This is a genomic window from Bacillus sp. V3B, from assembly GCF_024494465.1.
GTDB lineage: Bacteria > Bacillota > Bacilli > Bacillales > Cytobacillaceae > Bacillus_BD.
Genome location: NZ_JAETXM010000005.1, coordinates 153,174 through 177,653, shown reverse-complemented (window position 1 = coordinate 177,653; position 24,480 = coordinate 153,174). Strand labels below are relative to the sequence as shown.

At 35.3% G+C, this 24,480-nt stretch carries 27 protein-coding genes; 11 read left to right on the top strand and 16 right to left on the bottom strand.

The window, feature by feature from the left end:
* The first annotated feature begins 192 nt into the window (after window positions 1-192).
* Complete coding sequence (locus tag JMM81_RS09250; RefSeq protein ID WP_256241278.1) at window positions 193-690, top strand: peptidyl-prolyl cis-trans isomerase; 498 nt, start codon at window positions 193-195, stop codon at window positions 688-690.
* A 134-nt stretch (window positions 691-824) separates the two neighbouring features.
* Here JMM81_RS09250 and JMM81_RS09245 read toward each other — a convergent pair whose 3' ends face one another.
* Entirely contained in the window at window positions 825-2,153 is a 1,329-nt protein-coding gene (locus JMM81_RS09245) for a PhoH family protein (RefSeq protein ID WP_256241277.1), read from the bottom strand.
* Window positions 2,154-2,517: 364 nt separating this feature from the next.
* Here JMM81_RS09245 and JMM81_RS09240 point away from each other — a divergent pair, with 364 nt between their 5' ends.
* Window positions 2,518-3,099, top strand: a complete 582-nt coding sequence (locus JMM81_RS09240; RefSeq protein WP_256241276.1) for a YhcN/YlaJ family sporulation lipoprotein — start codon at window positions 2,518-2,520, stop codon at window positions 3,097-3,099.
* Window positions 3,100-3,159: 60 nt separating this feature from the next.
* Here the strand turns inward: JMM81_RS09240 and JMM81_RS09235 are convergent, their stop codons facing one another.
* Window positions 3,160-3,615: a pyridoxamine 5'-phosphate oxidase family protein gene (locus JMM81_RS09235; protein WP_256241275.1), complete on the bottom strand. Its 456-nt coding sequence runs from the start codon at window positions 3,613-3,615 to the stop codon at window positions 3,160-3,162.
* 267 nt (window positions 3,616-3,882) lie between these two features.
* Between JMM81_RS09235 and JMM81_RS09230 the strand changes: the two genes are divergently transcribed.
* On the top strand, window positions 3,883-4,086 hold the full coding sequence (locus tag JMM81_RS09230; RefSeq protein ID WP_256241274.1) for a YlaI family protein: 204 nt from the start codon (window positions 3,883-3,885) through the stop codon (window positions 4,084-4,086).
* 111 nt (window positions 4,087-4,197) lie between these two features.
* Here JMM81_RS09230 and JMM81_RS09225 read toward each other — a convergent pair whose 3' ends face one another.
* From JMM81_RS09225 to typA, 3 genes are all read right to left on the bottom strand, one after another.
* Window positions 4,198-4,485 carry a hypothetical protein gene (locus tag JMM81_RS09225; protein ID WP_256241273.1) on the bottom strand — a complete coding sequence of 96 codons (288 nt, stop codon included), beginning with the start codon at window positions 4,483-4,485 and terminating at the stop codon, window positions 4,198-4,200.
* A 27-nt stretch (window positions 4,486-4,512) separates the two neighbouring features.
* The gene (locus tag JMM81_RS09220) at window positions 4,513-4,812 is read right to left on the bottom strand and encodes a YlaH-like family protein (RefSeq protein ID WP_256241272.1); all 300 of its coding nucleotides are present in this window, start codon (window positions 4,810-4,812) and stop codon (window positions 4,513-4,515) included.
* 152 nt (window positions 4,813-4,964) lie between these two features.
* Window positions 4,965-6,806: a translational GTPase TypA gene (gene typA / locus JMM81_RS09215; protein WP_256241271.1), complete on the bottom strand. Its 1,842-nt coding sequence runs from the start codon at window positions 6,804-6,806 to the stop codon at window positions 4,965-4,967.
* Between the two features lie 212 nt (window positions 6,807-7,018).
* Here typA and JMM81_RS09210 point away from each other — a divergent pair, with 212 nt between their 5' ends.
* A complete protein-coding gene (locus JMM81_RS09210) occupies window positions 7,019-7,204 on the top strand; it encodes a YlaF family protein (protein ID WP_256241270.1) in 186 nt (61 codons plus the stop codon).
* Window positions 7,205-7,288: 84 nt separating this feature from the next.
* Here the strand turns inward: JMM81_RS09210 and JMM81_RS09205 are convergent, their stop codons facing one another.
* Together JMM81_RS09205 and JMM81_RS09200 are read right to left on the bottom strand one after the other, a co-directional pair.
* Window positions 7,289-8,089, bottom strand: a complete 801-nt coding sequence (locus tag JMM81_RS09205) for an inositol monophosphatase family protein (RefSeq protein ID WP_256241269.1) — start codon at window positions 8,087-8,089, stop codon at window positions 7,289-7,291.
* A gap of 185 nt (window positions 8,090-8,274) precedes the next feature.
* The gene (locus JMM81_RS09200; RefSeq protein WP_256241268.1) at window positions 8,275-8,469 is read right to left on the bottom strand and encodes a hypothetical protein; all 195 of its coding nucleotides are present in this window, start codon (window positions 8,467-8,469) and stop codon (window positions 8,275-8,277) included.
* A 300-nt stretch (window positions 8,470-8,769) separates the two neighbouring features.
* On the opposite strand from JMM81_RS09200, the gene JMM81_RS09195 reads away from it, so the two are divergent.
* Complete coding sequence (locus JMM81_RS09195; protein ID WP_256241267.1) at window positions 8,770-9,402, top strand: YktB family protein; 633 nt, start codon at window positions 8,770-8,772, stop codon at window positions 9,400-9,402.
* 84 nt (window positions 9,403-9,486) lie between these two features.
* On the opposite strand, the gene JMM81_RS09190 is transcribed toward JMM81_RS09195, so the two are convergent.
* Entirely contained in the window at window positions 9,487-9,762 is a 276-nt protein-coding gene (locus tag JMM81_RS09190) for a UPF0223 family protein (RefSeq protein WP_256241266.1), read from the bottom strand.
* 587 nt (window positions 9,763-10,349) lie between these two features.
* Between JMM81_RS09190 and JMM81_RS09185 the strand changes: the two genes are divergently transcribed.
* Window positions 10,350-11,819, top strand: coding sequence for an aminotransferase class I/II-fold pyridoxal phosphate-dependent enzyme (locus JMM81_RS09185; RefSeq protein ID WP_256241265.1), 1,470 nt, complete (start codon window positions 10,350-10,352; stop codon window positions 11,817-11,819).
* A gap of 164 nt (window positions 11,820-11,983) precedes the next feature.
* On the opposite strand, the gene JMM81_RS09180 is transcribed toward JMM81_RS09185, so the two are convergent.
* Both JMM81_RS09180 and JMM81_RS09175 read right to left on the bottom strand, forming a co-directional pair.
* Window positions 11,984-12,106, bottom strand: a complete 123-nt coding sequence (locus JMM81_RS09180) for a GapA-binding peptide SR1P (RefSeq protein WP_256241264.1) — start codon at window positions 12,104-12,106, stop codon at window positions 11,984-11,986.
* 238 nt (window positions 12,107-12,344) lie between these two features.
* The gene (locus JMM81_RS09175; RefSeq protein ID WP_256241263.1) at window positions 12,345-12,644 is read right to left on the bottom strand and encodes a DUF3055 domain-containing protein; all 300 of its coding nucleotides are present in this window, start codon (window positions 12,642-12,644) and stop codon (window positions 12,345-12,347) included.
* Between the two features lie 198 nt (window positions 12,645-12,842).
* On the opposite strand from JMM81_RS09175, the gene JMM81_RS09170 reads away from it, so the two are divergent.
* Window positions 12,843-13,277, top strand: coding sequence for a DUF1885 family protein (locus JMM81_RS09170; protein ID WP_256241262.1), 435 nt, complete (start codon window positions 12,843-12,845; stop codon window positions 13,275-13,277).
* 483 nt (window positions 13,278-13,760) lie between these two features.
* Entirely contained in the window at window positions 13,761-14,144 is a 384-nt protein-coding gene (locus tag JMM81_RS09165; RefSeq protein WP_256241261.1) for a small peptidoglycan-associated lipoprotein, read from the top strand.
* 169 nt (window positions 14,145-14,313) lie between these two features.
* Here the strand turns inward: JMM81_RS09165 and lpdA are convergent, their stop codons facing one another.
* The 4 genes from lpdA to pdhA all read right to left on the bottom strand — a co-directional run bounded on the left by lpdA (window position 14,314) and on the right by pdhA (window position 19,346).
* Window positions 14,314-15,726 carry a dihydrolipoyl dehydrogenase gene (gene lpdA / locus JMM81_RS09160; protein WP_256241260.1) on the bottom strand — a complete coding sequence of 471 codons (1,413 nt, stop codon included), beginning with the start codon at window positions 15,724-15,726 and terminating at the stop codon, window positions 14,314-14,316.
* A 4-nt stretch (window positions 15,727-15,730) separates the two neighbouring features.
* Complete coding sequence (locus JMM81_RS09155) at window positions 15,731-17,044, bottom strand: dihydrolipoamide acetyltransferase family protein (protein ID WP_256241259.1); 1,314 nt, start codon at window positions 17,042-17,044, stop codon at window positions 15,731-15,733.
* A 205-nt stretch (window positions 17,045-17,249) separates the two neighbouring features.
* Window positions 17,250-18,227, bottom strand: coding sequence for an alpha-ketoacid dehydrogenase subunit beta (locus JMM81_RS09150; protein WP_256241258.1), 978 nt, complete (start codon window positions 18,225-18,227; stop codon window positions 17,250-17,252).
* 3 nt (window positions 18,228-18,230) lie between these two features.
* A complete protein-coding gene (gene pdhA / locus JMM81_RS09145) occupies window positions 18,231-19,346 on the bottom strand; it encodes a pyruvate dehydrogenase (acetyl-transferring) E1 component subunit alpha (protein ID WP_256241257.1) in 1,116 nt (371 codons plus the stop codon).
* A gap of 613 nt (window positions 19,347-19,959) precedes the next feature.
* Here pdhA and def point away from each other — a divergent pair.
* From def to rnjA, 3 genes are all read left to right on the top strand, one after another.
* Entirely contained in the window at window positions 19,960-20,514 is a 555-nt protein-coding gene (def, locus tag JMM81_RS09140; protein WP_256241256.1) for a peptide deformylase, read from the top strand.
* A 470-nt stretch (window positions 20,515-20,984) separates the two neighbouring features.
* The gene (locus JMM81_RS09135) at window positions 20,985-21,194 is read left to right on the top strand and encodes a DNA-dependent RNA polymerase subunit epsilon (RefSeq protein ID WP_256241255.1); all 210 of its coding nucleotides are present in this window, start codon (window positions 20,985-20,987) and stop codon (window positions 21,192-21,194) included.
* A 2-nt stretch (window positions 21,195-21,196) separates the two neighbouring features.
* Window positions 21,197-22,864: a ribonuclease J1 gene (gene rnjA / locus JMM81_RS09130; RefSeq protein WP_256241254.1), complete on the top strand. Its 1,668-nt coding sequence runs from the start codon at window positions 21,197-21,199 to the stop codon at window positions 22,862-22,864.
* A 188-nt stretch (window positions 22,865-23,052) separates the two neighbouring features.
* Here the strand turns inward: rnjA and JMM81_RS09125 are convergent, their stop codons facing one another.
* The gene (locus tag JMM81_RS09125) at window positions 23,053-23,715 is read right to left on the bottom strand and encodes a potassium channel family protein (protein WP_305367764.1); all 663 of its coding nucleotides are present in this window, start codon (window positions 23,713-23,715) and stop codon (window positions 23,053-23,055) included.
* A gap of 214 nt (window positions 23,716-23,929) precedes the next feature.
* Window positions 23,930-24,385, bottom strand: a complete 456-nt coding sequence (locus tag JMM81_RS09120) for a TlpA family protein disulfide reductase (protein WP_256241253.1) — start codon at window positions 24,383-24,385, stop codon at window positions 23,930-23,932.
* Between the last annotated feature and the right edge of the window lie 95 nt (window positions 24,386-24,480).

Genomic DNA, 24,480 nt, shown 5'->3' with positions numbered 1-24,480 from the left:
CTCAGACTTTTGACTCTAATATCATAAACAATAATATTTTGTTCCTAAGTACATTTCATGACAGCTGATCATTAATAGAGTATAATCTGTAACAAAGAAAAAATGCAAGGTACACTCAAGTTTTATGTACAACGATAAATATTAGTGAATACATAGAAATAGCAGTAAAATAAATAAATATAGGAGGCACAAATGGAGAATATTGTACATATTAATGGTAAAGTCAAATTCCCTATTACGCTTGATCCGAGCGTTTGGATTTTCGATGATCGCAAACTTGATCTAGATACATATTTTGACCAACAGTTAGAAAAGGTTAACGAATTAGAGGAATATACAAAGTCTATTTCAAAACATTGGGATCGCGAAATAATAGAAGGGGCAACGGTTTCCACTCCTGGAAAAGAAAAGAAAAGATATGAAAAAGAGAAAATATTAACTACTTCCTTCGGGATTCTCTTTCAACCTTTTTTAGATAATGCAGAGCCTTTGGAAGAGGCACAAACGGTTGTTATTGAAGGGGTCGATAATAAGTACTCCCTTCCGATAGAAGAAGCAAAAGACATGATACTTGGTTTTTCACAGACCGGAAAGCCACTAACAGAAGATGGACCTATTCATGTTTATTTGGGCGATGGAAGTAACAGAGAAAATCCGATTAAAAATATTAGAACCTTTAGAGTTGAATAAAACTTTATTTAAAGCTATGTTAATCATTATTGTTGATACACTAAAGGCCATTAGAACATCAACACGATTATTTAACATAGCCCTATTTAAAAGGAGAAAAAGCCTTAGCTCTCTCTCCTTTTTTCTTACTCAGCTTACAATAAATCAGCTGCCAATTGGGCTAGCCCAGACCTTTCTCCTTTTATAAGCTTTACATGTCCAGCTATTTTCTGATCTTTAAACTTTTCGACCACATATGTAAGGCCGTTGTTATATGCATCTAGATATGGGTGATCAATCTGCTCTGGATCTCCCATTAAAACAATTTTACTCCCTTCCCCTACCCTCGTCAGAATTGTTTTCACCTCATGCTTGGTTAAATTTTGCGCCTCATCAATAATGATATATTGATCTGGAATACTTCTTCCCCTAATATAGGTTAGTGCCTCAACTTCGATTGAACCCATACCTGCTAGAATCGCTTCGAGTTCACCTGGCTTTTTAGCATTAAATAAGAATTCAAGATTGTCGTAAATCGGCTGCATCCAAGGTCTTAATTTCTCTTGCTTTTCACCAGGAAGAAATCCTAAATCCTTTCCAACAGGTACAATAGGCCGTGCCACAAGTAATTTTTTAAAAGTGCCCATATCCTCAGTTTGCATGAGCCCTGATGCAAGAGCTAGTAAAGTTTTTCCGGTCCCTGCTTTTCCTATTAAAGTGATGAGCGGAAAATCTTTTCTTAGCAACAGTTCAACAGCCATTGTTTGCTGAACATTCCGTGGCTTAATACCCCAAATATGATCATGATCAAAGATTAGTTTTTTCACTTTTTGTGCATTAGGATCCACGATGCCAATAGCTGATGAAGAAGAACCAAGTGCATCTTTTAAAAGGATAAATTGATTTGGATAAAAAGGATGATTCGCAATATCCCTTAATGGCAGTTCCCCATTTTCATAAAACCTATTTAATAGTTCGGTTGCAATAAAAATATTTAAATAACCTGTATAAATGTGGTCATTTTCTACAACACGATCACTAAGAAAATCCTCTGATAACAATCCGATTGCATCCGCTTTTACTCTTACAAGAGCATCTTTACTTACTAGGATGACTTGTCGTCCATTTTCTTTCGTTTCCTCTTCTAATGACAGATTTTTTGCAACGGCTAAAATACGGTTATCATTTGTTTTTTCAATAAAGATTTCTTGCAGTTGATGAAACGAACGATGATTAAGCTCAATTCGAATTTCTCCCCCATTTTCTAATGGAATCCCTTCATGTAATTTCCCTGTTTCCCTGAGACCGTCGATCAATCTCGCTACTTGTCGTGCATTTCTCCCTATTTCGTCCATGTATCTTTTTTTGGAGTCAACTTCTTCAAGTACAACTGCTGGAATAATAACTTCATTTTCTTCAAATGAAAAAATTGAATGAGGATCTTGTAACAACACATTGGTATCTAACACGTATATTTTACTCAATCCGATGCCTCCTGCTCCTATGTGTTCTATTTGCTGTGATGCGTTTCCTTTTTCTCTAAAGACAAACAGTGTAAACGTATCTTGTTGACTCCCCCCATAATTTCAAGACACTGCTTGCCCATTACGCAGAGTTTTAATGTTATTACTTCACAGAGCCTTCCAATGAAAGTCGCTTTCTTATCAGGTTGCCACACCCCTTCATTGATGAACTAACCTAGGACAGTTAGAACTTTGGTAAAATATATGATTTTTTGTATAAAGATAGAAGGTATTTTGCACAATAACTAATAATGATTTCAATTTTAATTGAAATAATCCCCTATTCACCCTAAATTGATTGTGATATTTAAAGGAGGTGCTTGAAATGAAAATGTACTTATTACTCCTAATCAGCCTGCTTACCCTTTTTGGATGTGGAGGAAAAAACGAGGTTACAGAGCAAAAACAAAATGTCATCAGCGTAAAAAATAGTACCGTTCAGAAAGTTGATAAACAGACAGGGCAGGAGGTTTCAAAACATTTAGTAAGTCTTGCTTCAAGTATTCCAAATGTAAATGATTCCACTGCAGTAGTTCTTGGGAATTATGCAATTGTTGGTATTGATGTAGATAAAGATTTAGACCGTTCAGAAGTTGGATCGATTAAATATTCTGTAGCAGAAAGCTTAAAAAACGATCCACACGGGGCACGCGCTATCATAGTTGCAGATCCTGATATAAACGCCCGCCTAAAAGAAATTCAGGAAGATATCCAAAATAATAAACCCATTCAAGGGATCATGAATGAGTTGGCTGATATCGCTGGACGTCTCATGCCTGAAATCCCAGCCGATATGGCCGATCCAAATCCAAAAAATGCTACAGAAGATCCAAAAAACAAATTAAATGACAACGAAAAACAAAACCTAGAAAAAGAACAACAAGAACAATCCAACCATCATAAATAGAAAAGCTTGTCGCGTCTTGAGGTTGTAGTCGGATGCAATGAAAAAAGCTTAGTCATTTGACTAAGCTTTTTTCATTGCATCCATTACTTGAGTATCCAACCTTTTAGCGGCTTCACGATCATATGTTTTATCATATTCAGGTGCGCTAGTAATTTTCGATCCATAAAACATGACATCTCTTACTTCCTTTATATCCAATTGGATCAGTGCCAGCTTTAATGGAGCTTCCTCAATCTTTTCTTGTATCACCCTCGCATCACCACTAATTGAATAAGAAGACTCTTCCACAATCACATTGATTGCTATTTTAGAATTCCCCCTAATATTCCGAACAATCCTAGAGCGATTATCAACTGCAAACAGGATAGTTTGTTCATTTTTTGCCAACACCCAGGAGATAGCACTTACATTCGGACCTCCTGTCTCGTAATCAACCGTAGATAGCAGAACAAACCGTTCACTTTGTAAACAATCAAATAATCGCTTAGTCAATACTAATTCTACTTGATTTGCCATCAAAAAACCTCCTTTTCATTACCACCATCATATTATTAAAACACCTTATTTTCAATGTTATAGCAATTAAATTAATCCACTTAGAGAACAAGAACAATAAATAAATTCGAAACAAATAAAAACATATTATATAATATAAGTAATACAACTTATAAGTAGTGTGAAATTTATCCATAGAAAGGTTAAAGTAATTAAAAGAAAGATTAAGAAAAAATAAAATTCCATTTTAATTTAGATAAAATGAATGAAATTCTAGAGGTGTGTCGAATGAGAGTAAAATGCGTAATTTGTGATAATATTGAATCCATTGAAGATGATTCCTTTCAAGCAAAACGATTAAGAAACAGACCTATTTATACGTATATGTGTCAACCCTGTACAAACCGAATCACAGAAAGAACTGAGCAAAGAATAGCAACTGGAAATTTCCATCTCTATCGCAGCAAAAAACAAGAAGACGAATGGGAATAAAATAAAGAAAGACTGTTCAAATAACAATCGTTTTAAGAAACAACAAAAAGCGCCCATTAAAATGGACGCTTTTTGTTTACACGATTGAACTGACATTATAGGATATTCATTTTACTCTGGATAGATCTTATACTTCTCTGGTTCCTCATTAATTTGATTGATCATTACATCGATTAATTCCCTTGGAAAGCGAGCTTTAGAAGATTCTCCATCTTTCATATATGTAATATAATACATAACCTCATCCTTATCGATCGTTACGTTAGATAGGCCATGCTCATCTTCTAGAATCGTCCAAAACATCTCTTCCGTTTCAACTGCCGCCAAGTCACCAGGTCTTTCCTCACACACTACTCTTATCGTCAACCAATTATAAATAGCATCTTGAACAGATTTCATGATTATTTCTCCTATTCCACATAATACTCATGCATTTTTATATCTATGTAGACGAATTTTATAAATAATTAAAATTAATGCAGCTACCACGAGCCCTTCTGTAATTGGTAGAAAAATACCTAGAAAACTTAAAAATGCACAACCGAAAATTAAGAATAAATAGATAATGACAGATTTAAGTAATGGCAGTTTTTGTGCAAAACCAAGCTTAAACACAAGAATACTCAAAAGTAATATCGTTATATACAAAAGCCACATACCCAAATCCGAATTCTCATCTACCCTATATAAAGCAGCAAAAAAAGAAAGGCGTTCACTTATATCCATTCCCCTTTATTCCCCCTATTCTATCCCTTCATCTAAAATCTACTATACTATGGATGAGAAAACCGTTCAATAAAGAAAACTTCCATCAGTGGTCGTTTTTCGATACATAGTAAAAGGGAGACAATACTGCCTCCCTTTTAACTCTTGCTATTTTATGCCTGAACTTCAGAACCTTTTTTCTTTTTTGCTGATTTTTCACGTTCATTTTTATTAAGAACTTTTTTACGTAAACGAATCGATTCTGGAGTGACTTCACAATACTCATCTTCATTTAGGTATTCTAATGATTCTTCCAACGTCAAAATACGTGGCTTTTTCATTGTATTTGTTTGATCCTTCGTTGCAGAACGAACATTTGTCTGTTGTTTCATTTTTGTAATGTTCACAGTAAGATCATTTTCACGGTTATGTTCACCGACAATCATTCCTTCATAGATCTCTGTACCAGCATCAACAAAAATAACACCACGATCTTCTACTCCCATAATTCCATAAGTAGTTGCTTTACCATTTTCCATTGAAACAAGCACACCTTGACGTCTACCGCCTACTTGACCCGCTTGCATTGGTTGGTAGCTATCAAATGTATGGTTCATAATGCCGTAACCACGTGTTAAGGTTAAAAATTCAGTGCTATATCCAATCAAGCCTCTTGCAGGTACATTAAAAATGAGACGAACTTGCCCATTTCCATTGTTGATCATATCAAGCATTTCACCTTTACGAGCACCCATCGACTCCATAACCGATCCAGTATGCTCTTCAGGTACATCAATTTGAACACGTTCAACTGGTTCACAACGAACACCATCAATAATCCTTACGATAACTTCTGGCTTAGATACTTGAATTTCAAAGCCTTCACGACGCATATTTTCAATTAAGATTGACAAATGCAATTCCCCGCGTCCAGATACAATCCATGCATCAGGAGAATCCGTATTATCAACACGTAAACTCACATCCGTTTGAAGTTGTGCACGAAGTCTTTCTTCAATTTTTCTTGATGTCACAAATTTTCCTTCACGTCCCGCAAACGGACTGTTATTGACAACAAATTCCATTTGTAACGTTGGTTCATCAATTCTTAAAATCGGTAATGCTTCTTGATGCTCAACCGGACAAACTGTTTCTCCAACATTAATATCTTCCATACCGGAAACAGCGATTAAATCACCTGCATATGCCTCTTCAATTTCTAGTCGTTTTAAACCAAAAAAGCCCATTAGCTTCGTTACCCTAAATTGTTTGACCGATCCATCAAGCTTCATTAATGCTACTGACTGTCCAACCTTTATCGTACCACGGAAAACACGGCCGATCCCGATTCTACCAACAAAGTCATTATAATCTAACAAAGCCACTTGAAATTGAAGTGGTTCTTCACGATTATCGATTGGAGCAGGAGTATGTTCCAAAATCGTATCGTATAGTGCTTTCATGTTTTCATCTTGTTTTTCCGGATCCAGACTTGCTGTTCCATTAATAGCAGACGCATAAACAACTGGAAAATCTAACTGATCTTCTTCTGCACCTAGTTCAATAAATAAATCAATGACTTCATCGACTACTTCTGTTGGTCGAGCAAAATCACGGTCAATTTTATTAACAACAACCATCGTGTTTAATTTTTGCTCCAATGCTTTTTTAAGCACGAAACGAGTTTGCGGCATACAACCTTCGTATGCATCAACAACTAATACAACTCCATCAACCATTTTCATAATTCGTTCGACTTCACCACCAAAATCCGCATGTCCTGGTGTATCAAGAATGTTTATTCTTTTATTTTCATACTGAATCGCTGTATTTTTTGCTAAAATGGTAATACCACGTTCTCTTTCTATGTCATTTGAATCCATAGCCCGTTCTTCTACATGTTCATTTGTACGAAATGTACCAGACTGCTTCAATAACTGATCCACTAACGTTGTTTTTCCATGGTCTACGTGGGCAATGATTGCAATATTACGAATATCTTCTCTGATTTTCAAAAAAACTTCCTCCTACCTATATTTAAGGTGAAACACTTGCTAGCTATCTAATAGGGTGATCAACATCACCTAAATGTCCGAAGCTTAACTGAGACATTATAACACAAATGTGTGGAAAAATAAAAATATTTTGTGTAAAATATCTTTAAAGGTTTATTAGAATACTTTTTATTTTTCAAATAAATTATATTTTCTGTCTGGAGGCATTCACTTTGAAAAAAATCAAATGGGTATTTTTATTATTTGCAATTATGGCGACTGCATGCATGATGGGATTTGCAATAGCCATCGCCGAAAGAAGTATCATCGGAATGTTAGCATGCACCCTACTCCTAGTTTTTATCATGGGGATAGGTTTTATGAAAAAGAAAAAGATGAGGGAAAATGGGACTTTATAATCCCTTTCCTCACCTTCCCCATTGTATAAAAAAAATGGTGACTGTTCTGACCTTATCCTTCTCAACAAAAAAAGATTAACTTACTTACCAATTTCCATTGCTTAAATAACTTTTCAAAATTTCTTCATGCAGTCCCGGTTTTGAAATAAAAATTGAATTTTTCTCCAAAATATTCAATGGCTCCCCTCTTAAATCAGTCACTACTCCGCCTAATTCTTCGATTAATATGATTCCAGCCGCAAAATCCCATGGAGCTAAACGCAATGAAACATAAGCATCTAGCCTTCCTGCAGCAATTGATGCTAGTTCAATTGCTGCACATCCATATGATCTTGTCCCACGCAAATCTTTGACAAGCGCTCCAAGTATAGAAGGATTTATCCGTTTATTCTCTGTTACCCATGTCGCATTCATGCCAATAATCGCTTCTGAAACACGCCCTTTTTTTAATGGACTTAACCGAGTGTTATTCATATAGACACCATTATTTTTTGTTGCATGATATAATTCATCACGAACAACATCATAGATTAAACCAATTTGACCTATCCCATCTTCATAAATCCCTATTGAAATAGCAAAATCTCGTTGCATATGCACAAAATTCATTGTTCCATCAATCGGATCAATAATCCAAATAACCCCGTCCGTCGATGTTAAATCATCACCAAAGCCTTCCTCACCAATAATTTTATGTTCTGGATAGGTTTCACGAATTTTACGAATAAAAAATTGTTCTGTTGATTTATCCATTTCAGTAACAAGATCATTTTGATTTGATTTTGTTTGAATATCTAACGTTTTAGGAAAAGAGTCTTTTATTAGCCTACCTGCCTCATTAATCCACTCTTTGGCTTTCATATCAATTTCAGTCCAATTCGTCATTGTCGCCCTCCTTGATTTAATCGAAATTCCAATACAATATTACAATCATTTTAGTTTATTATTTCAAATAAAACCATTTTTAGTGTTTCCAAACATAAAAAACGAACTCTTTCATTCTTACAGAAGAGTTCGCTTCTAATCAAAAAATAATTTCATCATTTTCTATTTCTTTCCCCTTTTTCTTTTTACAGAGCCTTTAACATAAGAAGTTCCTGTCTAATCATCTCTAACCTCTTTTTACTTTCTTTTTTCTTGTTTTCATTATTATCTCCCATTGCCTCAAAAAGAACAGCTAGCTCATAATCCATTTCCATTTTTAGTACAGCTTTTCTCTCCTTTTCAATCGCTTTTTTCTTCACTGAATTCATCACTTGTTTCATTGACAGTACACCCCTTCCAATTTTATTTCACTTCTCCAAAGAGTCTGATTATTCTTATTATTATATTATGTGGAAAACCTTGCTCTTGCAACTAATTTGCACACTTGCCTATTAGAAAAAAACTTTGATATTACGGTCATCAACCGAATAATTAGAAGCTGTAAGTAAGAGGCTTTTTACTTCAGTCATATCTCTTAAAATAGTGATCATACAAATTTCACATTATGCTACAGACAACTTTCTTCTTGTTTATTAGTCTTTATGATACAATGTTTGACAAAGTAACAGGAGGTTAGTTAGATGTCTTTTACGGGATTTACCCATTCTGATTTTGATGTTTTTTCGATAGATGGATTAGAAAATCGTATGGATGCTTTGAAAACACATATTCGACCAAAGCTTCATGCACTTGGTGACCATTTCACTCCAACGTTTTCGGCTATGATAGGTGAAGAAATGTTTGCACATGTTGCAAAACATGCACGTCGGAAAATAAATCCTCCAAACGATACATGGGTAGCGTTTTCTAGCAATCCAAGAGGCTACAAGATGTTACCACATTTTCAGATTGGATTATGGGGGACCCATGTGTTTATTTGGTTTGCCATGATTTATGAAGCCCCACAAAAATCCGAATATGGAAAAATACTTCAATCACAAGTTAACCAGATTCATCAAAAGATTCCAAAGGATTTTGTTTGGTCCGTTGACCATATGAAACCTAATGTACAAAAACACAAGCGGCTTTCCAAAGAGGATTTGACAAACATGTTTGTCCGTTTACAAACGATCAAAAAAGCGGAAATACTATGCGGCTTTCAAATTCCTAGAGAAAAAGCGATCCACATGTCTGGGCAACAATTTCTTGAACAAGCCCAATCCGTATTTAAGGAATTATATCCTTTATACAAATTGGCATATAACTGGAACTAAATGCATATAATGAACTTGGAATACCACCTCCTAAACCTATAATGATTTAGGAGGATTTGTTTATTTTTCATTATATGCACTTAGTTATGGTTGCATTCTAATTATTGCACCCAAATCAGATTCTTTTCCTTTTTTTATTGTACGGTAAGAGGAATAGCCACTTACCTCTTCAAACTCTGAACAAAGTTTCTTTTCTTGTGCTTTACCTGGAACAATTTCCTTAAACCTTCTGTAAACACTAAGTAATTGCTCTCGCTTTACACCCTTTTCATATGCGCGTTCAATTGTCTCAAAAAAGTGTATAACATCAACAACTTCTTCTGTTGACCAATCATGATCAATCGGATACTGATACTCCATTTCCTTCATCCCTTACTTTTTATTATTCATTCGTTTCATTTTCATTTTCTTCCCAATTACGACAACGCCTTTAGCTCTACCCATTGATTCTTGCAAATGCTATCCTCAACGTTATAGACATCTTTAATAATCCCCATAACCCGGTCTTCTTGTACAAATGCTTCCTTCATCCTTTTTCTCTTAGATATATCCTAGCTTAGATAACCTTTTAATCGCTCATTATCACCCTCTTTTTTTCAATATTTACTATGTATGTATCTCACTTCATCTTTTTCGCCTCCCCTATATTAGTATTTAAAAATGATACAAGACCTCTTTCACTTTTCATCACTATTCTCCTTTTATTATTTAAAAATGGTTTAGAAAGACCATAATAAGAAGAACAATTAAAATAAAAAAATATATGAACGGTGAAGTTAAAAAATTCAAGTCCTTACTTTTTTAAAAAACCTATGCAAGGAATTGTAATAATGCTATAATTCATATGTTTTGTGACGAATAAAACATATTACTTCTATTACATCTATACTAGCATGCTTAAGATGAACTTATTTAATTAATTTAAAATAAAAAGGTGTGGTAATCAATTGTCTCAACATCGTACACCGTTATTTAGCGGACTACTTGAACATACAAAAAAAGAGCCTGTTCAATTTCATATACCTGGACATAAAAAAGGAAATGGAATGGCACCGGAATTCCGAGAATTTATTGGTAATAATGCATTATCGATCGACTTAATTAATATTGGTCCCCTTGACGACTTACATCAACCAAAGGGGATCATTAAAGAGGCACAAGATTTAGCCGCTGAGGCTTTCGGTGCTGATCATACATTCTTTTCAGTACAAGGTACAAGCGGAGCTATTATGGCCATGATCATGGCTGTATGTGGGCCTGGAGATAAAATCATTGTACCTCGAAATGTCCATAAATCCATTATGTCTGCTGTTGTGTTCTCTGGCGCTATTCCAATCTTTATTCACCCAGAAATTGATAAGGAACTTGGTATTTCTCACGGAATTACAATCGAGTCTGTCAAACGAGCTCTCGAACAACATCCAGATGCAAAAGCGTTATTGGTTATTAACCCAACTTACTTCGGTGTTTCAGCTGATTTAAAAAGTATCGTTGAAATTTCCCACTCGTATGATGTTCCTGTATTAGTAGATGAAGCACACGGGGTACACATTCACTTTCATGATGAACTACCTTTATCCGCTATGCAAGCAGGTGCAGATATGGCCGCAACAAGTGTTCACAAATTGGGTGGTTCCATGACACAAAGCTCTATTCTTAATCTAAAAGGAAAGCTTGTTTCCTATAAACGAGTACAATCGATTCTCAGTATGCTGACAACGACTTCAACTTCTTATTTGTTGCTCGCCTCTTTAGATGTAGCAAGAAAAGAACTTGCAACTAACGGAAGAAAGCTCGCGGATCATTCCATCCAACTGGCTAACTCAATCCGACAGCAAATCAATGAAATTGAGCACATCAAATGTATCGGCGAAGAAATTTTAGAAACAGAAGCTGCTCATGATTATGATCCTACCAAATTAATCATTTCTGTAAAGAATCTGGGAATGTCTGGATATGATGTAGAAAAGTGGTTACGTGAACATTATAATATAGAAGTTGAAATGTCTGATTTATATAATATCCTTTGCATCATTACCCCTGGTGACTCAGAAAGAGAAGCAGACATTTTAGTTGCAGCTCTAAAACAATTAGCTAAGGAGCGACATATACTTGCTGAAAAAATAGAAACTAAGGTTCTTCTTCCTGATATACCTCTCTTGGCTGTTTCCCCAAGAGAGGCGTTTTATTCCGAAACTGAACTTATTCCCTTTGATCAATCTGAGGGAAGGATTATTGCTGAGTTCATCATGGTGTATCCTCCGGGTATTCCAATTTTTATACCCGGAGAAATCATCACAAGCGACAACCTTCTTTACATTAAGAAAAATATGGAAGCCGGACTCCCTGTCCAAGGACCAGAGGATTATGACTTCAAAATGCTTCGTGTTATTAAAGAACATAGAGCTATAAAGTAGAAAAAGAGAAAAACTTAAACGCCTTAATTAACCGACGAAGTCTTTAGCCAGCCCCAAAAACAAAAGAACGAGCCCTTTCTTCATCGAAAGGGCTCGTTCTTTTGTTTTAATCTAAATAAAAAAAAGCATGCGATATGCATGCTATAATTTATAAAAACAATTGATTATTTTTGATCGATTTTTTCATGTTTACAACAATTACAATTCGAAGAATAAAGAACCGTTACTTTTTCATCCTCAAAATGATCCAATGTTGCGTTGCATTCTTGACATACGATAGTTCCCATTAATTCCATCTCCTTATCATTATGATTATGACCTTATTAAGTAAACGCTTTATTTTCTATAAATCTATAATAATATAACACAATTAAAAAATCAAGCTCAAATTGTATAACACATTTAAAATATTATGGAATAAATAAACTCAATATCAAAAAAACGTTATCCCCATCAAAACCATAATAGTTTGTCCGGCGATAACGTCTTTATTAACTTAAAGATTGATCCAACCCGTATGTTTCCTTAATAATACTGTGGTTCATACGGTAGACTTGGTAAAGATTCAGAAAAGAACTCTGCTAAATCTGCTGCTTGCTGATGGTTTTCAACATTAAATACCTTCTGTAAATAATCAATATCTGCGAGGTCTGCTGGATCGAGGAGTGTAGAACGGCCAGTTTGCATACAAACGACAAGAGGCTTACCAAAAAATAAAGTAGTATAAACAATTCCAAAATCATAACGATTAAGTTCAGTCATAAATCCGATAAAACGAACTTTAACATTTTCATCTTCATCATATAGTTTATCAAATATTTCCATTTTCTTAGCTCCTCTCTTGGTTAATATTTAGATAATCTTTAGAATATAATTATATTTCAAAAAGTATGCTTTATGCAATTTATTACCGAAAAGTTTTCAAATTTGTCATAAATTTTAGAACAATGTTAGAATAATAGTGTAATATTTTATTAAACTTTCATTGATTCATTAAAGTTCAACAAAAGGATGGGGATAGAAATGACCATTAATGCCTATATAAAACTTGTTCCTGCTTCAACAAAACAAACAATATCAGTTGATGAACTGATAGAGCTCCTTGAATACTACAAAGAAATCACCGCAAAAACAGCTAGCCAAGTTAATTGGAAATACGAACAAGCAGCCTTTCCATATGAAATGAAGGAACAGCCAAACGATAACAATAACGAGATTCATTTATTTTCAAATGATGATCGCTACCGTGAAATCTTCATTTTTATTGAGCAAGAAAACCTCACAGATGAAAACCATAAGGAATCATCACAAACGTTTATCAAAATAACATTATCAAAATTCTCCACCTATGGAGATAAAGGGAAAGCAAATGAATTCTGTAAATTCATTGCCAAAAAACTTCAAGGAGAGTTACATTTATTTAACGGCCGTATCATGTACTATTACCGTAGAAAATAAGTTTATCGATCTGGTAAAGGTACGACTTTCGTGAAATACCTTTACCAGATACTGATCATCACTACATGAAAAATACTATAAAGACATAAACTTAAAAGAGTCGTGAACATTGTTTTTTTATTAGACTGAATGATCTTATTACCTATCATAATGGCAAGATAAAAAAAGATAAAAAACATAGTGATTTTATAAATAATCCCGTCATATGTTGATAACCATTCAATAAATGAAAAACCACTCCACACCATAAATTGTATGATAACGACCGTATAGATCCGCATATAACACCACCATTAAGCTAATATATTTTACATTTAATATATGTAAACACTCTCTTACTTATTTTTCATTTATGTAACAAGTACATAATAATACATATAATCCCAATTTTTTATGATATCATGATTTTATCATTATATATTTAGTCTATATGATATTTATTTAGGAAGAGGAAGAGAAAAAGTAAAGCGAGGCAATGTATAAATGAAAGAGAAATCCATCTTAATAGTGGCTTTTACTCTTTTACTTATCATGTCATGTGATAGAAAAGAGTCAATCAATTCATGGAGTAGTGACCAAAACACGAAACAGATTGTATTTTTTTCTGACGAAGAGCATTACGAACAAGAGATTTCCTATTACGATGCCATTATACAATTAAAACAAGACTATCCAGAAGAAGTAAAAAATATGAAAATTCTCTCAGCTTCTGAGATGAGAGATTATACTCATATTTTTCAAATAAACCATTGCCCCGCTCTATTGGTTTATTATAAGGATCAAGTAATTGTAGAAATAAAAGGTAATAAAGTAACCATTGATGAAATTGTAACACCCATTGCAAATGTTCTATCAGACGCTTATTAAAGAATGGACTGTTATTTTAGTTGAGAAATAATGATCAAAAAGCCCCTTTAACAAAAAACTGCTCATAAAGGTAGTAGACTCCACAAAACGATATCTATAATTAAAAAGATATCGTTTATATGGAAGTCAGTCCCTTTATGAGCAGCCTTTTTTATATTCTTGTCCTACTTTATTTTAAAACATGAATCGGTGTTCCTAAAGCAACTTCAGCCGCTTCCATTGTCATTTCTCCAAGAGTTGGATGTGCATGAATGGTTAAGGCTATATCTTCTGCAGTCATTCCAGCTTCAACAGCTAGTCCTAATTCAGAAATAATATCAGATGCATTAGCACCGGCAATTTGCGCACCAATGACCACCCCATCTTCTTTACGCGTGACTAATTTTACAAAGCCATCTGTACTGTCGAGTGATAAAGCACGACCGTTTCCTGCATATGGGAATTTTGCAGTTGTCACTTCGATCCCTTCATCTTTTGCATCTTTTTCAAGATAACCAACAGTTGCAAGTTCAGGATCTGAGAATACAACAGCTGGAATTCCTAAATAATCAATTTCAGATGCATGACCAGCAATTGCTTCAGCAGCAATTTTGGCTTCATAAGATGCTTTATGCGCTAATTGAGGACCAGAAACAATATCTCCGATGGCATAAATATTGCTTACATTTGTACGACATTGTTTGTCAATTTCAATAATGCCACGATCAGTCATCTTCACTCCAGCTTGTTCTAGACCCATTTCATCTGTGTTAGGGCGTCGACCAACCATGACGAAAACGTAATCAGCTTCAATTTTCTTTTCTTCACCTTTTGCTTCAAATGTTACGACAACACCATTATCTGTTTCTTCCACACCTTTAGCCATTGCTTTTGTATAGATTTCCGCACCGTTTTTCTTCAAGTTGCGCTTAACGAGTGCAGACATTTGTTTTTCAAAACCAACGCTTAAAATATCATCTGCTCCCTCTAAAATGGTTACTTGTGTACCAAAATTAGCATAAGCACCACCAAGTTCGACTCCGATAACACCGCCACCAATTACAATGATCTTCCCTGGAACTTCTTGTAAAGCAAGCGCACCAGTAGAGTCAAGAACACGTTTAGAATATTTGAAAGTAGGCAATTCAATCGGACGAGAACCTGTTGCGACAATTGCATTTTTAAAGTTATACGTTTGAGAAGAATTATCACTGATCACACGTAGGGAATTACTATCAACAAAGAATGCTTCACCACGAACAATATCTACTTTATTTCCTTTTAATAGTCCTTCAACACCGCCCGTTAACTTTTTAACGATACTAGATTTCCATTCTTGAACTTTTGAAAAATCAACTGTTACATTTTCAGCTGAAATCCCATACGCATCAGAATGCTTCGCTGTTTCGTAACGATGTCCTGCTGCAATAACCGCTTTCGAAGGAATACAACCGACGTTTAAACAAACGCCTCCGATATGCTCTTTTTCAATAATTGTTACTTTTTGTCCTAATTGGGCAGCACGAATGGCTGCAACATATCCACCAGGACCTGAACCAATAACTATAGTGTCTGTATCAATAGGAAAATCACCAACTACCATTTTATCACGCCTCCATTAACAAAAGTTCAGGATCATTTAATAATCGTTTAATATGATTTAAAGCATTTTGTGCTGTAGCTCCATCAATCATACGGTGATCAAAGCTTAAGGATAAAGCTAAAACAGGTGCTGCCACAATTTCACCATCTTGAACAATTGGTTTCTGAGCAATACGACCGATTCCAAGAATAGCTACTTCTGGATGATTAATAACAGGTGTAAACCATTGTCCACCAGCTGAACCGATATTTGAAATCGTACATGATGCACCTTTCATTTCATCAGGAGCAAGTTTTCCATCGCGGGCTTTAGCGCCTAATTCATTAATTTCATTTGAAATAGCAAAAGTTGATTTGCGATCAGCATCTTTAACAACTGGTACTACTAAACCTCTATCCGTATCAGCAGCGATTCCAATATTATAATAATGTTTGTGTACAACTTCACCAGCTTCATCATCAATAGATGTATTAAGTGCTGGGAATTCACGTAATGCACTTGTTAGAGCTTTGACAACATAAGGAAGGAATGTTAACTTAATTCCTTTATTTGCTGCCACTTCTTTAAACTTCTTACGGTGAGCAACAAGTTTCGTTACATCGATTTCATCCATAAGTGTAACATGTGGTGCTGTGTGTTTCGAATTTACCATTGCTTTGGCAATTGCTTTACGCATACCACTCATTTTTTCACGAGTTTCAGGATATTGTCCTTGTGGAATAGCTTGAGCTGTTACTGTTTCTTCAGTCTTTGGAGCCTCAGCTTGTTGAGAATCTACAGTTGGCTGCACTGCGCCTCCAGTTGAGAATGAATCAACATCTTCTTTTAAGATACGACCATTTTTACCGCTACCGGCAACAAGGCGGATATCAATTCCGTTATCCCGAGCATATTTACGAACAGAAGGCATTGCCACTACATTACGATTAGGATCAACTTCCGCTTGTGTGCTAACTGCAGCAGGAGATTCTTCTTTCTTTGCTTCTGGGGCTGCAGCAGGCGTAGGTGCAGGAGATTCTTCTTTCTTCGCTTCTGGCGTTTCTGCTTCTTCATCACCTTTAAACTGCAAATCTTCGTATCCAGGAGCATCAAATTTAATTAGAACTTGTCCAACTGTCGCAACCGTTCCTTCTCCAACTAATACTTCTTCTACAGTTCCTGCTACTGGAGAAGGGATTTCGACAACAGCTTTATCATTTTGAATTTCACACAATACATCATCTTCTTGAACCTTATCTCCGGACTTTACAAACCACTTTACAATTTCACCTTCGTGGATTCCTTCACCTATATCAGGCATTTTAAATTGAAATGACATCGGAAATTACCCTCCTATATAGTCACGTTCATATGTATGTTGTTTCAAGTATCCTATTTTCCGTATGAACTGACCTTACTTATTATGACTGCTTTATCAATTTAGCATTAGTTATTTCGGAATAACATCCATGCCCTGCTAATAAAGAAAGCAATTCCCAACCTTTATGCAGGACATATTAGATTCATTTTCATAAGAATATTAATTAAAATGTTAAGACCTTTTTCGCTGTTTCAATAATGTCTTTATAATTTGGTAACCAAACAGCTTCTGCTTGCGGGAATGGGAATACCGTGTCAGGAGCCGCTACACGTAATACAGGCGCTTCAAGACTTAAAATAGAACGATCATTAATTTCAGCAACGACTTGTGCTGCAATCCCAGCCTGCTTTTGTGCTTCCTGAACGACAATTGCACGACCCGTTTTTTCAACTGAAGCAATAACTGTTTCAATATCGATAGGACTCACTGTACGCAAGTCGATTACTTCTGCAGAATGACCTTCTTTTTCTAACTCTTCTGCCGCTTTCAATGCCTCATGTACCATTGCACCATAAGTAACGATCGATATACCTGTACCTTCGCGTTTCACTTCCGCTTTCCCTAGCGGAATGGTATAATCCTCTTCAGGAACATCTTGACGGAAAGAACGATATAACTTCATATGCTCAAGGAAAATAACTGGATCATTATCACGAATAGCTGAAATAAGTAACCCTTTTGCATCATATGGAGTAGACGGGATTACAACCTTCAATCCAGGTTGTTGAGCCATGAGTCCTTCTAAGCTATCAGCATGCATATCAGGAGTATGTACGCCTCCACCAAATGGTGCGCGAATCGTAACAGGTGCACTGTATTTACCTCCAGTACGATAACGCAAACGGGCTAATTGACCAGAAATAGAATCCATTACTTCAAATACAAAACCGAAGAATTGAATTTCTGGTACTGGACGAAACCCTTGTAAGCTAAGACCAACTGCCAAACCACCGATTCCGGACTCTGCAAGTGGTGTATCAAACACTCGATCTTCACCAAATTCTTTGTGTAGCCCTTCCGTTGCTCGGAATACGCCGCCGTTAACACCTACATCTTCTCCAAATACTAATACATTTGGATCATTACGTAGTTCTGCGCGTAACGCATCAGTAATTGCTTGAATCATTGTCATTTGCGCCATGGCTTACTTCGACTCCTTTGCTTTATAAATTTCGTATTGTTCTTTTAGATTTTGCGGCATTTCTTCATACATAATAGACATTAAGTCTGTTACTTTTTGTTTTGGCGCACTATCCGCTTTTTTGATCGCTTCTTTAATTTCTTCTTTTGCTTGTTCAATCACTTCATTTTCCTTCTCTTCATTCCACAATCCTTTTTCCTCTAAGAATTTACGGAAACGAACAAGTGGATCCTTCTTTTCCCACTCATTATTTAGTTCTTCTGTCCGATATCGAGTTGGATCATCCCCTGCCATCGTATGTGGACCGTAACGATAAGTAAGGGTTTCAATTAGAGTTGGCCCCTCACCATTGATTGCGCGCTCACGAGCTTCATGTACAGCAGCGTATACAGCAAGTGGGTCCATACCATCTACTTGAATTCCCGGAATTCCAGCTGCAACCGCTTTTTGAGCAAGCGTATTTGCTGCAGTTTGCTTTTCAACAGGAGTTGAGATCGCAAATTGGTTATTTTGAGCAATAAAGATAGCCGGAGCTTTGAAAGCACCTGCAAAGTTCATTCCTTCATAGAAATCCCCTTGAGAAGTTCCACCGTCTCCTGTGTATGTAATAGCCACTGATTTTGCACCACGTTTTTTCATTCCAAGTGCGACACCCGCTGTTTGAACATACTGAGCACCGATAATAATTTGAGGAATCGCCACATTAACACCTTCAGGAATCTGTCCACCTTCAAAATGACCTCTTGACCATAAAAATGCTTGATATAATGGTAAACCATGCCATACGATTTGTGGGACGTCACGATAACCTGGTAATATATAATCTTCTTTTTCAAGTGCAAATTGTGATGCTAATTGCGAAGCTTCCTGTCCAGCAGTTGGAGCATAAAATCCTAATCGTCCTTGTCTGTTTAATGAAATAGAACGTTGATCAAGAATTCTTGTATAAACCATGCGGCGCATTAATTCTTGAAGTTGTTCATCACTTAAATCGGGCATTGCTGCTTTATTTACAACTTGACCCTCTTCATTTAAAATCTGAAGCGTTTGAAATTGCTCAGCGATCTTTTCCGCTTGAGTGTTTGCATCGAATTGCACATTCTTTGTTTTAGAAGCCATTTCAGTCACCCTTTCATTTCTTTTCGATATTAATAGACTATCCAAAAAACTAATTTCTCATTGCTATTTCATAAAGAAAATATTTTAAAGATAAAGTATCTATTTTTTAATTAATATAAAAGAAAGAACTCCTCATTTAATATTAATTATTATAATTTAACGAACCTTTTGCAGATATATTTTACTATTAAATACTAATATACTTGTATACTGTATCATTATAATTTTTTATATTTAATAATACACTTTTTCACCTGCTTTTTAGTTTAACGATAAAAGTCGTGCTAGTCAATGAATATGATTGAAATTCCTTTAAAAAGATTCAAGGAATGTACATAATATAATCAATCTGTATTATAACCCTAAATAAACTGTATTATATGAACCTATTATTAAGAATTGTGTTATATGAAAGAAACAGATTTTCTATAAATAACAACTACTATAATAAGTGAACTGTTTTTAACTATTGAGTCATTTATATATGTTGGATATGATGATGGTAAGGGGATTTAATTAATAGTACAACGACCTATCTCTTCTTTTTATTAACTTTTTTTATATTCTTTGTTAAAATTGGACTACATGATTTTTTAGGAGGAAGTGTTTCAGAATGCTAACCATGAATGATATTATTCGCGATGGACATCCAGTATTAAGAAAAGTAGCTACAGAAGTTCCTTTACCCGCATCAGAAGAAGATAAAAAGATCTTAAATCAATTAATGGAATTTGTTCAAAACAGCCAAAACCCAGAAATCGCAGCCAAATATGACCTTCGCCCAGGTATTGGTCTGGCTGCACCACAAATAAATGTATCCAAACGAATGATTGCCATTCATGTTACAGATGAAAAAGGGAAATTATATAGCTATGCTCTTATGAATCCCAGAATCATCAGTCACTCTGTTGAACAATCCTTTCTTGCAGCCGGCGAAGGGTGTTTATCAGTGGATGAGCCATATCCTGGATATGTACCAAGATATGCTAGAATAACTGTTAAAGGGTTTACTTCAGATAATAAAGAAGTGAAAATCAGATTAAAGGGGCTTCCTGCTATTGTTTTCCAGCATGAAATCGACCATTTAAATGGAATTATGTTCTATGACCATATTAACAAAGCTAATCCAATGAAAGAGCCTGAAAACGCAATTGCAATTGATCGATAATGAATAAGCAATAAAAAATGACAGCAGCTTGCCGTCTTTTTTATTGCTTTTCTAGAAGGTTTACATATCAGACTTCATCATTATTTTACTCCCCTCAACTATTGATCCTTCAATAAACAAAACAAATTCCATATTTACCCATGAGAAATAACCGTATTTATGTCAATAATATAAGAAAAAAGAGGGATAAATTATTTTAAACACTTAATACTACTTTACATTGTAGGAGGAATGTTTAAAATAGAATTAAGGAGATGAACCACAATGTTGAAGAAGCTGAAAAAAAAGCTCTTAAAACAGTGGAATGATATGCTGCGAAAAAAATCAATTGCCTGATTATTTGAGCCCTTCAGTCTTACGGAGGGCTCCTTCCTTATTTTTATTGAACGTGTATACGAGCCTAATGAAAAAACATATATAAGTTTGTTTTTTTAAATATAAAGGGAAAAATAGATAAAGGAGAGATATAAGTGATTTTTAAGGTTTATTTTCAAGAATCAAAAACGCAAGTACCCGTTCGGGAAAAAACACAAACCATCTATGTGGAAGGTAAATCAGTTCGAGATGTACGTCGTAAATTGCTAAGCTATCCATACAATATCGAGTTTGTTTCTTCTATAGAAGGTGCATTCTTAGAATATGAAAAACAAAATGAAGACTTTAAAGTATTGGAGATATAAAAATGAAATTTGTTAAAAATGATCAAACTGCTGTTTTCGCCCTTGGAGGACTTGGGGAAATCGGAAAAAATACGTACGCAGTTCAATTTCAGGATGAAATTATTTTAATTGATGCTGGGATCAAATTTCCTGAAGATGAACTACTCGGAATTGACTATGTCATACCCGATTATACTTATTTAGTAAAAAATGAAGAAAAAATTAAAGGTCTATTTGTTACACATGGTCATGAGGATCACATTGGTGGGATTCCTTATTTATTACGTCAAGTTAATATCCCTGTTTATGGCGGAAAGCTCGCTCTAGGCTTAATTCGAAATAAATTAGAAGAGCATGGTCTATTAAGACAAACCGTATTACATGAAATTAAAGAGGATGATATCATCAAGTTTAGAAAAACATCCGTCACGTTTTTCCGTACGACACATAGTATCCCTGATTCTTATGGGATTGTTGTCAAAACTCCTCCAGGTCAAATTGTCCACACAGGAGACTTTAAATTTGACTTTACACCTGTTGGTGAACCAGCAAACTTAACAAAAATGGCTGAAATAGGAAAAGAAGGTGTACTTTGCCTATTATCTGACAGCACAAATAGTGAAATCCCTCATTTCACGATGTCAGAAAGACGTGTGGGTGATACCATCCATGATATCTTTAGAAAAGTGGAAGGTCGCATTATCTTTGCTACCTTTGCTTCCAATATCCACCGTTTACAACAAGTTACAGAGTCTGCAGTTGCTAATGGACGGAAAATAGCTGTATTTGGACGAAGTATGGAAGCTGCGATAAACATTGGACAGGAACTTGGTTATATTCGAGCACCAAAAGATACCTTCATTGAGCCGCAAGCCATTAATCGTCTCCCAGCCGATAAGGTCACAATACTATGTACAGGAAGCCAAGGGGAACCAATGGCAGCACTATCACGAATAGCAAATGGTACGCATCGACAAATTCAAATTATTCCTGGTGATACGGTTGTATTTTCCTCCTCTCCAATCCCTGGAAATACGATCAGCGTGAGTCGAACCATTAATAAGCTCTTTAGAGCAGGTGCAGATGTCATCCATGGAAAATTGAGTGATATTCATACATCTGGTCACGGTGGACAAGAAGAGCAAAAATTAATGTTAAGGCTCATAAAGCCGAAATTCTTTATGCCTATTCATGGTGAATATCGCATGCAAATAACGCATGCTAAGCTAGCAGTTGATTGTGATGTTAAAGAAGAAAACTGTTTTATTATGGATAATGGTGAAGTACTCGCACTTAGTGATGATCAAGCACGAGTAGCAGGAAAAATCCCTTCTGGAAATGTTTATATTGACGGAAGCGGTATTGGTGATATTGGTAATATTGTGTTGCGTGACCGTCGTATTCTTTCCGAAGAAGGACTTGTTGTTGTCGTGGTTAGTATTAATATGAGGGACTTCAAGGTTGCATCTGGACCAGATATCATTTCACGTGGTTTTGTCTATATGAGAGAGTCTAGTGATTTAATTAATGATGCCCAGAGTTTAATTACGAAGCATTTGAATAAAGTCATGGAACGACGTACTACACAATGGTCAGAAATTAAGAACGAAATAACAGATACGTTAGCACCATACTTATATGAAAAAACAAAGCGTCGCCCTATGATTTTACCAATCATTATGGAAGTTTAAATTTAAACAAGCAAAAAGCACCTGTAAAAAGGTGCTTTTTGCTTTTCCATATAAGCTTATACGAGTGCCGTGTTACTAAAGTATCTGGCAAACTCACCCGACCTCTTACTCTGCTATTGTTTAGCTTTATGAATTAGCCAGTCAGGTCGAGATCTTAAACGGGTTGTGGTTGACCAAACAAATTTCTCTTATTCCAAAACCTTTTTTTCAAAGCGATTCATATCAACGTCTGCACCGATAACGATAAGGATGTCATTTTCTTGGATAATTTCATTTGCCTGAGGCGAAACAATGATTTCATTTTTTCTTTTTATAGCAACAATATTAATCCCGTATTTAGCCCGGACATCTAAATCAATAATAGATTTCCCATCAATCTTTTGACTCGCCACAATCTCGACAATGCTATGCTCATCAGAAAGCTCTAAATAATCAAGAACACTGTTAGAAATCATATTATTAGCAATACGTCTCCCCATATCACGCTCAGGATGTACAACATGATCCGCACCGATCTTTAACAATACCTTCCCATGATAATCATTTTGGGCTTTCACCGTAATATTTTTAATACCCAGTTCTTTTAAAATGATCGTTGTTAAAATACTTGCCTGAATATCATCACCAATTGCAACAATTACATGATCAAAATTTCGAATCCCTAAACTTTTCAACACTTTTTCATCCGTTGTATTTCCGATAACTGCATGTGAAGCAATCATTGAATATTCATTGACGCGATCCTCATTAAAATCAATAGCCATTACTTCCATGCCTTGTTCCGCAAGAGTGCGACATATACTACCTCCAAAACGACCTAATCCAATAACTGCGAATTCTTTTTTCACCATTCATTCCTCCAACAGTAATACGAACTATGCTCCTATTTTAGCATAGAAGTAACTTCTTACAATACGTACACTTCATCTAATCGGACAAAATATAGGACTCCTTTTCTTTATTTTGTTTTTCACTTCTTAAACAATGGAAAAGATGAAATATGTATATAATCAATTTAAAAAGGAACCAAGCAGACAATGCTTGATTCCTTTTTAAACCTTTAGCTTACTCACTTTTCGCAGTCTCATCTAACACACGATTCACACGCTTTTCTAGCATTTTCATTCCACTACCACCTGCTTGGAAATGACGAAGTTGGCCATCTTTATCAAAAACATAATACGCTGGTACATATTGATTTTCAAATGCTTCCGTTAACTTATGTTCACTATCGACAAAGATTGATTGTGATATCCCATGTTCTTCCGCTACTTCCTTCACAAGATTAATATTAATATCATCTTCAGATCGAGGCATATGAACAGCCACAACATTTAACTTGTCTTTATAGTCATCACGAAATTTATTGACTTGTGGCATAGCTTCTTTACATAAGTGGCAACTAACTGACCAGAAGTGAATTAAAGTCGGTTTCTCTCCAATTAATTGTTCTTTAGATACTTCCCCATTTACCCATTCCGTTGCACCTACTAATTCTGGCATTGGTTCGCGTAACTTCATTGGTTATTCCTCCTAGAATTTCGAAAAATTTAATAACAATCATTATATGGTGAGAAAAGACCTAACTTTAACGTTAGGCCTTTTCTCCTTCTTTA